Source organism: Planktotalea sp., from assembly GCF_049680325.1.
Lineage (GTDB): Bacteria > Pseudomonadota > Alphaproteobacteria > Rhodobacterales > Rhodobacteraceae > Planktotalea.
Map to the genome: position 1 here is coordinate 1 of NZ_JBAUHO010000294.1, position 9,812 is coordinate 9,812.

A 9,812-nucleotide genomic window follows, 5' to 3' on the forward strand; every position below is an offset into this window, starting at 1 on the left:
GTCTATGACATGATAAAAGCCGTTGATAAGACAATGGAAATTGGCGGCATTCATGTGACCCTAAAGGATGGCGGCAAATCTGGCCGCTATGTGGCTGAATGATTAGCGTAGAGCAGGCACTTACCGAACTTTTTGCACTTGTCGCGCCGCTCGGCGTTGAAAAGGTTCAGCTAAAGGACGCAGCGGGCCGCGTTCTGGCCCAGCCTGTAAGCGCCACGCGCGATCAACCTGCATTTGCCGCATCAGCGATGGATGGATACGCCATCTGTGCGTCTGACTATGTCGCAGGTAAGCGGTTGAAAATGATCGGCGAATCTGCGGCAGGCGCGCGCTTTCATGGTGCCATTGCTGCGGGTCAAACGGTGCGCATCTTTACAGGTGCACCTGTGCCGACAGGCGCTGATTGGATCGTAATTCAAGAAGATGTCGATGTTATTTCGAATGAGGTAACCATCCGCGAGACAAGCGAAACCCAAGCCTATATTCGCCCTGCCGGTGCCGATTTCAAAGCGGGTCAAACGCTAGAGTCACCGCAGCTTTTGACGCCGCAGTTGATCGCCCTGCTTGCATCCATGAACATCAACGAAGTGCCGGTGACGCGTTGCCCTGACATTGCACTCATTTCGACGGGTACAGAACTGGTGATGCCAGGCGAAACACCCGGCCCCGATCAGATCATTGCCTCCAACACCTTCGGGTTAAAGGCGATGTTAGAGCAAATGGGAGCGAACGTGCGCTTGCTGCCGATTGCGCATGACACATTGCCTGCACTGCACACAGCCTTCGGATTGGCGCGCGGCGCGGATCTGATTATCACCATCGGCGGCGCTTCGGTTGGCGATCATGATCTGGTTGGCGGCGTCACTGCGAACCTCGGAATGGAGCGCGCGTTCTACAAAGTCGCAATGCGCCCCGGAAAGCCGCTCATGGCTGGCAAGTTGGAAAACTCGGTGATGATCGGCCTGCCCGGCAACCCGGTGTCTGCAATGGTCTGCGGCGTCGTCTTTGTGCAACCGATCGTGCGCGCAATGCTTGGCCTTGGACAAACCGCTGCCCCGCATTTGAACGCCACTTTGTCCGAAGATCTGCCACAGAACGGGCCGCGCGCGCATTATATGCGCGCACAGGTCGCGAATGGCAAAATCACGGCGGTCGAACGCCAGGACAGCGCGCTCTTGAGCGTTCTTGCGCAGGCGAACGCACTCTTGCTGCGCCCTCCTCATGATCCGGCGCGCGCCGTTGGCGAACAGGTTCCCTACATCGCGCTTTAATGTATCTGAACAATTCGTTGACACAAAACGAGAACATGGATAGAACAAAGCGAAACTGCACCGCAGGAGGATGCTGGAATGCTGACCAAAAAGCAGCTGGATTTGCTGGAATTTATCAACAAACGCATGCAGAAGGACGGTGTTCCCCCTTCGTTTGATGAAATGAAAGAAGCGCTGGATCTGCGTTCCAAATCAGGCATTCACCGTTTGATAACTGCACTGGAAGAACGCGGCTTTATCCGCCGCCTTGCGCACCGTGCCCGCGCCATCGAGATTGTGAAGCTGCCTGACAGCATGGGTATGACGCCTGCTGGCTTTGTGCCGCGCGTTGTTGAGGGTGGTAAACCCGATGTACCTGCCCCGCGCGAAGCCCGTCCTGTTGAAGCGATCCATGCGATGGAACTGCCTGTCATGGGGCAGATCGCAGCGGGTGTCCCGATCGAAGCGATCAGTCATGCCTCGCATAATGTTGCGGTGCCAAGCCAGATGCTATCAGGCCCGGGCGAGCATTATGCGCTTGAAGTTAAAGGTGATTCCATGATCGACGCGGGCATCAACGATGGTGATATCGTGGTGATCCGTGAAACGAATACAGCAGATAACGGCGATATCGTTGTGGCCCTGGTGGAAGATCAGGAAGCCACGCTGAAGCGGTTCCATCGCAACGGCACGACCATCGCGCTTGAGGCGGCGAACCCGGCCTTTGAGACGCGCTTTTTCTCGCATGAGCAAGTCAAAGTGCAGGGCCGTTTGGTCGGTTTGATCCGCAGCTATTGATGGCCCCAGCGCGTTTTGCGCAGGGCTTTGTCATTCCAGTATCGTCGGCCCGCCACTGCGCGGGCCGTTGTGATTTCAAGTGCTCCGTTCGGCTTGAACGTAAGTGCGACACTGCCTGTCTGCTTCAATCGCGTGATGTCGAAAATTTCGCATGGCGCGCTGCCCTCAAAGGCTTCTGAAAAGATCGCGATGTCATTGACGGAGCAGCCTTTGAAGGCGGCAAGGCCGCGTTTACCACTTGCGGCATAGATGGTGCGTTCACTGACCGAAGTCGCATTCACGCCCTCCCCCCAGCGCTGCGCTGCGCGCCATTGATCGCTGGCATCCCCATCATTTTCCAGCCAAACGCCCGCAACAAACCCTGCGCCCTTCGCTTTGTTGAGTGCGCGCCCCTTTTCCAAGAGAACCCCCACCAGATTTCCGGTGTCTGCGATAAGCACATCAGGGCGCTCAACCGTGGCCCAAGCGATGGCTCCGACGCAAATCGGGGCGACGCACAAAAAGCGTAGTTTGGACGCCATGAGCCCCAAAAGCAAAAAACCGCTGCAAAGCATAAAGAAGGCCCAACCGGGCGGGGCTGGAACCGTGGTAATCGCGCTTGGCCAATGTGCGACTTCATGGGCGACGGACAATATCCAATCCAGCCCAAAACCCATGAAATAGAGAGGAATTCCTTCCATGTTGAAGGGCAACAGACAGACGGCGATGACACCCAAAGGAATAATCAGCACCCCCATCAAAGGGACAGAAATCAGGTTCGCCGCCAATCCGTAATGCGCGATAATATTGAAGTGGGCAGCCGCAATTGGAAGTGTCGCCAAGCCTGCGACTGCGGAGGAAATTACCGTGCCGCTGATGATACGCACCAGCGGATGCCCCGGCCCGCCACCCATGCGCCGCGCTGAGATCAGGTTGAAAGTAATCACCAAAGCCGTCGTTGCCGCAAAGGACATCTGGAAACCCGGGCCTGTTACCGCCTCTGGCTTGCGCAGCAGGATAATCAGAGCGGCCAGTGCAACGGCGCGCAAACTTATTGCGCGGCGCTCTAGCATGACTGCCCCAAGGGCCACGGCCGCCATAACAAACGCGCGCTCTGTTGCAACGGATCCACCTGAAAGGCCCAGGTACCCTGCCGCCGCAATCAAGCCCCCAAGCGCTGCAATTTTCTTTGCGGATTGGCCGGTAGCCAAAGGCGGCGTCAAAGCGAACAACACGCGCAACGCAGCGAACACAAACCCTGCCAAAAGCCCCATGTGCAGCCCCGAAATGGCTAACAAATGGGCGAGATTGCTATGGCGTAAATCATTGAGCGTTTCTTGCGATAACCCACTGCGGTCCCCCGTCATCAGGGCAGCAGCAAAGGCTCCGGTCTGGCCGCTCAAATGGGATTGAACGCGCTCTGATATCGCCAGCCGCCAAGCAAAGAAGGTGTGATTTCGCTCGGGCGGCGCTGCCAGCAGCAACGGTAATCGCGAATACCCCAAGCCGCCCAGCTGCTCGAACCAGGCATAGCGCTGGAAATCGAAACCATGTGGCTCTGCGGGGCCAGAGGGTGGTGAAAGATGCGCCGTGGTCATTACGCGGGCGCCTGCCTTCGGTCGTAGCTGCGCATCATCGCCAAACAGCGAAATGCGGACCTTTTCGGGGGTTTCATCAGGGGCGCGCCGCCCAAGGGCGATCTGATCCAGCGTGACCCTCAAAGCGCCTGAACCAGAGCGATCCAGCCCAACAACACGGCCTTCAACCGGGCCATAATAACGCCAATCCAGAACGGGTGCAGCGATCGAAGTGCTGCGCCATGCTGCAGCGCTAAACCCAGCCGCGAATAGCGCGAGTGCCCAAAAAACAGGCCGCAGTGAATAGCCTGCGCGACCAAGCGCCAAACCAAAAAGGACAGCACAAGAGAAAGCGAGTGCACCTTGCCAAATTTGTGGCTCAACAGGTGCCTGAAAGTACAACAGAATGCCCAGCGAAAAGACGACGGGCGAAAAGACAAACCCCTGTGTGAGTTCCGCACTGAAGAGCGCGCGCCAACCATTGTCGCGATCCATGCTTGTCCTTGTCCTTACCCGTCCGGATAGCTATCACATGCTCAACTCTATCCAAGTTATGCTTACCGAAAGGTTAATCGCGCTATGTCCGCTGATGTTGTCACCCGTTTTGCCCCGTCCCCGACCGGATATCTCCATATTGGCGGGGCGCGTACTGCCTTGTTCAACTGGCTCTATGCTCGCGGGCGCGGCGGTAAGTTCTTGCTGCGCATCGAGGACACGGATCGGGCGCGCTCAACCCCCGAAGCGACGGCTGCAATACTTCAAGGTATGGCATGGCTTGGGCTGGATCATGATGGCGATGTCATCAGCCAGTTTGAGCGCGCGGATCGCCACGCCGAAGTGGCGAACGAGTTGCTTGCAGCCGGCAAGGCGTTCAAGTGTTTTGCGACGCAGGATGAAATAGAAACCTTTCGCGAAGCTGCGCGGGCCGAAGGACGTTCCACGCTCTATCGCAGCCCATGGCGTGACGCGGATGCCAGCACCCACCCTGATGCGCCATTCGTCATTCGTGTGAAGGCCCCGACAGGCGGCACGATGGTTATTCATGACGAAGTGCAAGGCGAGGTGCGGATCGCCCATGAGCAGTTGGATGACATGATCCTGCTACGCTCTGATGGCACGCCTGTTTATATGTTGGCCGTTGTGGTGGATGACCATGATATGGGCGTCACCCACGTTATTCGCGGGGATGACCACCTTAGCAATGCCGCGCGTCAAATGATGATTTACGAAGCAATGGGCTGGGATCTGCCCGTTTATGCACATATCCCCCTCATTCACGGCCCCGACGGCAAGAAACTGTCCAAACGCCACGGCGCGCTTGGTGCGCAGGAATACCAATTGATGGGCTATCCAGCGGCTGGCATGCGTAACTATCTTGCGCGGCTGGGCTGGAGCCATGGGGATGACGAATTTTTCACTGACGAGCAGGCCAAGGAATGGTTCGATTTGAATGGAATCGGCAAATCCCCTGCCCGTTTTGACACGAAAAAGCTTGAACACGTCTGCGGTCAGCATATCGCAAGCGCCGACAATGCTGCCTTGCAGCAAGAATTGCTCGAATTTCTGGCAGCGCGCGGCGACGAGCCACTTTGCGAACGCAAGGTCGCACTTTTGGCAGATGCGATGAATTGCCTCAAAGAGCGGGCCAAAACCTTTCCAGAACTCCTTGAAAAAGCTGCATTTGTTTTGGTCGAGCGCCCGATTTCACCGGATGAGAAGGCGCAGAAATCGCTTGATACGGTATCCCGTGGTATACTGAATGCGTTGACGCCGCATCTGCAAAATGCTAGCTGGAGCCGAGACGCTCTTGAGGCGATCACAGCGGAATTTGCCGAAGCGAACGACACGAAATTCGGCAAAATGGCAGCCCCCTTGCGTGCGGCGCTTGCCGGACGCTCTGTGACACCTAGCGTATTTGATATGCTGCTGGTTTTGGGCAAGGAAGAATCCATTGCCCGAATTTCCGACGCAGCCACGCCAAACGGGTAAGACTTCGGTAAGACTCGTTAGGTACACGAACCTGGACGCGGTCCGCGCGACAGGTAGCTTTGAAAAGGGATGAGAATGTCTGACACCTCAAAACGCAGCGCCACGCTGAAATTTGACGACAAACAGTTTGAACTGCCGATCTATTCGCCAACAGCTGGACCGGATGTCATCGACATTCGCAAGCTCTACGCACAAGCGGGCGTGTTCACCTATGATCCCGGCTTCACCTCTACTGCAAGCTGCGACAGCACCATCACCTTCATCGATGGCGACAAGGGCGAACTGCTGCACCGTGGGTATCCAATCGATCAGCTTGCTGAAAAGTCCCATTTCCTAGAGGTCTGCTATCTGTTGCTTTATGGTGAACTGCCAGCGGCTGCAGAGCTTGAAACATTCGAAAGCACGATCACACGTCACACGATGCTTCATGAGCAGATGACGGGTTTCTTCCGTGGTTTCCGCCGCGATGCGCACCCGATGGCCATTATGACGGGTGTTGTTGGTGCTATGTCTGCCTTCTATCACGACAGCACAGACATTTCCGATCCGCGTCAGCGCGAAATCGCGTCGCACCGCCTGATCGCCAAGATGCCGACAATTGCCGCTTGGGCTTACAAATATTCGATCGGTCAGCCATTCGTCTATCCGCGCAATGATCTGGATTATGCGTCCAACTTCCTGCGCATGTGCTTTGCGGTTCCCGCGGAAGAGTATGAAGTGAATCCAATTCTGGCCCGTGCCATGGATCGTATTTTCACATTGCATGCGGATCACGAACAGAACGCATCCACATCAACGGTTCGTCTGGCGTCCTCTTCCGGTGCGAACCCCTTTGCATGTATCGCTGCGGGAATCGCCTGCCTTTGGGGCCCTGCCCACGGCGGCGCAAATCAGGCCTGCCTTGAGATGCTACGCGAAATTGGCACTGTGGATCGCATCCCCGAGTTTATCGCGCGGGCAAAGGACAAAGATGATCCCTTCCGCCTGATGGGCTTTGGTCACCGCGTTTACAAAAACTTTGACCCGCGTGCCAAAGTGATGAAGCAATCTGCGGACGAGGTTCTCGAATTGCTCGGCGTTGAAAACAACCCGGTTTTGCAGGTCGCAAAAGAGCTGGAGACAGCAGCGCTTGCCGATCCGTATTTTGCTGACAAAAAGCTGTTCCCGAATGTCGATTTCTATTCGGGTATCATTCTGGAAGCGATGGGTTTCCCGACGTCGATGTTCACACCTATCTTCGCGCTGTCACGCACCGTTGGTTGGGTCAGCCAGTGGAAAGAAATGATCGGCGATCCACAAAACAAGATTGGCCGCCCGCGCCAGCTATACCTTGGCGAGACTGCGCGCGATTACACGGACATCGAAAACCGTTAATCGATTGCGCTTAAGTTAAAGAAACGCCTCACCTATCTTGGTGGGGCGTTTTTTGTTGGCTGGTGCCGTGAGTTTCAGGTGCCGATAACGATTTCTGCGCGTAGCCCACCTAAAGTATCGCTTTTGCCAAAACGCAGAGTTCCGCCATGGGCGCGCGCGATATCATTGGTGATCGCAAGGCCCAGTCCGACGCCCGTACCCTTGTTCTGGTTGCGCGCGGGCTCAAGTCGAACAAATGGTTTTACTGCTGCGCCATGCTGATCCTCGGGCAGACCGGGACCATCATCATCCACGCGAAACATAACCGTTTTTTCCGTGCGTATGACCGACACTTCGGCGCAGGTGCCATAGCGCACGGCGTTGCCAATCAAATTTTCCAAGGCGCGCCGCAAAGACAGAGAATTCAGCATAGCCTTCGGGCCAGTTTGCATCTCCGCCATGGTGACTTTCGTCCCCATGCGCACGGCGTCATCCACAACGGATTTCGCAATTTCCAACGGATCACATAGGTCTTGCCCGCCCTCGCTACTGCCACGTGCGAAGTTCAAAAACTCATCCAAAAGGCGCTGCATATCTTCGACATCGCGTTCTAGCGGTTCGCGATCTTCATCATCCAGCATCGACAGGCCCAATTTCAGACGCGTCAAGGGGGTGCGCAGATCATGGCTAACGCCTGACAGCATCATCGTGCGTTGTTCGATCTGGCGCTCGATCCGCGCACGCATCGACAAAAACGCATTCCCCGCCGCGCGCACTTCGACCGCGCCAGAGGCGTGATAGGGTAGCGTTTGCCCCCGACCAAAGGCCTCTGCGACGCGACCCAAACGGGTGATCGGGCGCAATTGATTGCGCAGATAAATATAGGCAATGACTGTCATCAAAACCCCAAAGAACACCATATTTACCAACAGTTGGTGGGGGTTAGAGGCCGACACGCGCGGGCGATCAAAACCGATTTGAACTGGGCCAAGGCGTGTGTCAACGAATGCAAAAATGCGCCAATCATCAGGCATGGAAATCACGCGCAACTCATCAAGGCGCTCTTCGAAGGTGCGTTCAACGACGATGCCCGAGAAATCATACCAACGCCGTTCTGTTTCATACGGAACTTTCGCCTCGCTCACGAAGGCGACATCAAAACGTAGATTGCGCGCGATATCACGAATGGCGTCCAGCGCGCTGGCTTCAGTCGGAAGCCCCTGCATTTCATCAAGCAGATAGCGCAACTCAAGCGCAACGCTTCGGCTCATCTGTTCAGTCACACCCTCAAAATGACGCTGGATAAAGACGATTGATACGACCAATTGCAAGGTTACAACCGGTAGAACAAGGATAAGCGCAGCGCGGCCATAAAGACTGCGTGGCATATAGCGTTTGAGCCAAGCAAAAGACATGTCATAACCTACACATGACGCGCGCGCGAAGGAAAGAGCAGATGACATTGGACGACTTTAATCCCGCAATTGGCATCGCCGAAGACCTCAACTATGGCCTGCGTAGAATCATCGCGCCGAACCCTTCGCCGATGACTTATCGCGGCACGAACACCTATCTTTTGGGCAACCGCGAAATCGCTGTGATTGACCCCGGTCCCGCAAGCGACGCGCACCTTCAGGCGATCTTGGCTGCCTGTAGCGATGGGCAGCGCATTACGCAGATTTTTGTCACCCATTCCCATGTGGATCACTCGCCCCTGGCGGCCCCGCTGTCGCGTGCGACAGGTGCCCCGATCCTTGCGTTCGGGCCAAGTGATGCGGGTAGAAGCGCCGCTATGCAGGCCTGTTTAGCCGCGGGCATGAGCGACGGCGGCGAAGGCATTGATACCGATTTCGCGCCTGACATTCAGCTGGAAGATGGCAAGACCTATAAAGCAGGCGATCAAAGCATGACGGCCTGGCATACGCCTGGTCACATGGGCAATCACATGTGTTTCACTTGGCACGATGCGGCGTTCTGCGGCGATCTGGTGATGGGTTGGGCGAGTTCACTGGTGTCACCACCCGACGGCGATCTGACCGATTTCATGGCCTCCTGCGCCAAGCTGCGCGCGTTGAAGCCGGCGATTATGCATTCAGGCCATGGTGCCCCGATCACAGATCCGATTGCACGTATCGATTGGCTGACCGCGCATAGAAATTCGCGCGAGGCGCAAATATTGGAACAGCTGACCAAAGGGCCAAACACCGCCCGTGCCATTGCGGAAGCAATTTATTCTGACACCCCTGCTGCGCTGCTGCCAGCAGCGACGCGAAATGTATTCGCACATCTCATTGATCTTGTAGGTAAAAACCTGCTTTCTCGAAAAAGCGCTCCAAACGAGACGGCGATTTTCGAACGTCTCTAGCCCTTGTGTGAATAAAAACGCGATTTGAGGGAAAATCCCTCTGGACGCCGCAAACCCCCATTGCTATATCGCCCGAAGTGTTCCGGCGTAGCTCAGCGGTAGAGCAGTTGACTGTTAATCAATTGGTCGTAGGTTCGATCCCTACCGCCGGAGCCAATCACCCTTGATTTTATTGGGAAAATTGGCGCACCATAAAATCTACTAACAACCTACTCTTGCCTTTACGGGGGTTGTTCGCGCCCTTCCAGCCCGCCGAACGCTCACGAAGACGTGACCGCGTGTCTGCCCTTAGACCGGCCTGCAGGCACTAATGCAATTTCACTCAAAGAAGCGCACTGATGCCTAGGACGAAGTTTTCGACGTAGATTCGAAACTCATGTTCGTCCAACGGTGATCCGCCGCCCATGCTCCACCTACCAATGTCCTGAAAATCGGCTAAGATCGTCCGCGCTCCACCCCGGTTATTTGTGAAGGTCAGCCAGCAAAACGCCTCCTGAATGG

7 protein-coding genes, 1 tRNA gene and 1 pseudogene are annotated in these 9,812 nt (G+C 55.9%); 7 read left to right on the forward strand and 2 right to left on the reverse strand.

Annotated features, from left to right (window positions below; translation table 11 throughout):
* From moaC to lexA, 3 genes and pseudogenes are all read left to right on the forward strand, one after another.
* Window positions 1-102, forward strand: a pseudogene (gene moaC / locus WBC85_RS13485) (cyclic pyranopterin monophosphate synthase MoaC); the annotation flags it as partial.
* The gene (gene glp / locus WBC85_RS13490) at window positions 99-1,271 is read left to right on the forward strand and encodes a gephyrin-like molybdotransferase Glp (protein WP_424438144.1); all 1,173 of its coding nucleotides are present in this window, start codon (window positions 99-101) and stop codon (window positions 1,269-1,271) included. The pseudogene moaC and the gene glp, both read left to right, overlap by 4 nt.
* A gap of 78 nt (window positions 1,272-1,349) precedes the next feature.
* Window positions 1,350-2,048: a transcriptional repressor LexA gene (lexA, locus tag WBC85_RS13495; RefSeq protein ID WP_424438147.1), complete on the forward strand. Its 699-nt coding sequence runs from the start codon at window positions 1,350-1,352 to the stop codon at window positions 2,046-2,048.
* On the opposite strand, the gene WBC85_RS13500 is transcribed toward lexA, so the two are convergent.
* Window positions 2,042-4,099, reverse strand: a complete 2,058-nt coding sequence (locus tag WBC85_RS13500) for a ComEC/Rec2 family competence protein (protein WP_424438150.1) — start codon at window positions 4,097-4,099, stop codon at window positions 2,042-2,044. The two genes, lexA and WBC85_RS13500, sit on opposite strands and share 7 nt — an antisense overlap.
* A gap of 84 nt (window positions 4,100-4,183) precedes the next feature.
* Between WBC85_RS13500 and gltX the strand changes: the two genes are divergently transcribed.
* Entirely contained in the window at window positions 4,184-5,593 is a 1,410-nt protein-coding gene (gltX, locus tag WBC85_RS13505; protein WP_424438153.1) for a glutamate--tRNA ligase, read from the forward strand.
* 75 nt (window positions 5,594-5,668) lie between these two features.
* Window positions 5,669-6,967, forward strand: a complete 1,299-nt coding sequence (gltA, locus tag WBC85_RS13510; RefSeq protein WP_424438156.1) for a citrate synthase — start codon at window positions 5,669-5,671, stop codon at window positions 6,965-6,967.
* 74 nt (window positions 6,968-7,041) lie between these two features.
* Here the strand turns inward: gltA and WBC85_RS13515 are convergent, their stop codons facing one another.
* Window positions 7,042-8,361 carry an ATP-binding protein gene (locus tag WBC85_RS13515; RefSeq protein WP_424438159.1) on the reverse strand — a complete coding sequence of 440 codons (1,320 nt, stop codon included), beginning with the start codon at window positions 8,359-8,361 and terminating at the stop codon, window positions 7,042-7,044.
* A gap of 41 nt (window positions 8,362-8,402) precedes the next feature.
* Between WBC85_RS13515 and WBC85_RS13520 the strand changes: the two genes are divergently transcribed.
* Window positions 8,403-9,311, forward strand: a complete 909-nt coding sequence (locus WBC85_RS13520; protein ID WP_424438162.1) for an MBL fold metallo-hydrolase — start codon at window positions 8,403-8,405, stop codon at window positions 9,309-9,311.
* A gap of 81 nt (window positions 9,312-9,392) precedes the next feature.
* Window positions 9,393-9,467, forward strand: a tRNA-Asn gene (locus WBC85_RS13525).
* Window positions 9,468-9,812 lie beyond the last annotated feature (345 nt).

Excerpts from the sequence above, each read along its gene's own strand:
- glp (WP_424438144.1), top strand. The coding sequence starts at position 99 with ATGATTAGCGTAGAGCAGGCACTTACCGAACTTTTTGCACTTGTCGCG.
- lexA (WP_424438147.1), top strand. The coding sequence starts at position 1,350 with ATGCTGACCAAAAAGCAGCTGGATTTGCTGGAATTTATCAACAAACGC.
- WBC85_RS13500 (WP_424438150.1), bottom strand. The coding sequence starts at position 4,099 with ATGGATCGCGACAATGGTTGGCGCGCGCTCTTCAGTGCGGAACTCACA.
- gltX (WP_424438153.1), top strand. The coding sequence starts at position 4,184 with ATGTCCGCTGATGTTGTCACCCGTTTTGCCCCGTCCCCGACCGGATAT.
- gltA (WP_424438156.1), top strand. The coding sequence starts at position 5,669 with ATGTCTGACACCTCAAAACGCAGCGCCACGCTGAAATTTGACGACAAA.
- WBC85_RS13515 (WP_424438159.1), bottom strand. The coding sequence starts at position 8,361 with ATGTCTTTTGCTTGGCTCAAACGCTATATGCCACGCAGTCTTTATGGC.
- WBC85_RS13520 (WP_424438162.1), top strand. The coding sequence starts at position 8,403 with ATGACATTGGACGACTTTAATCCCGCAATTGGCATCGCCGAAGACCTC.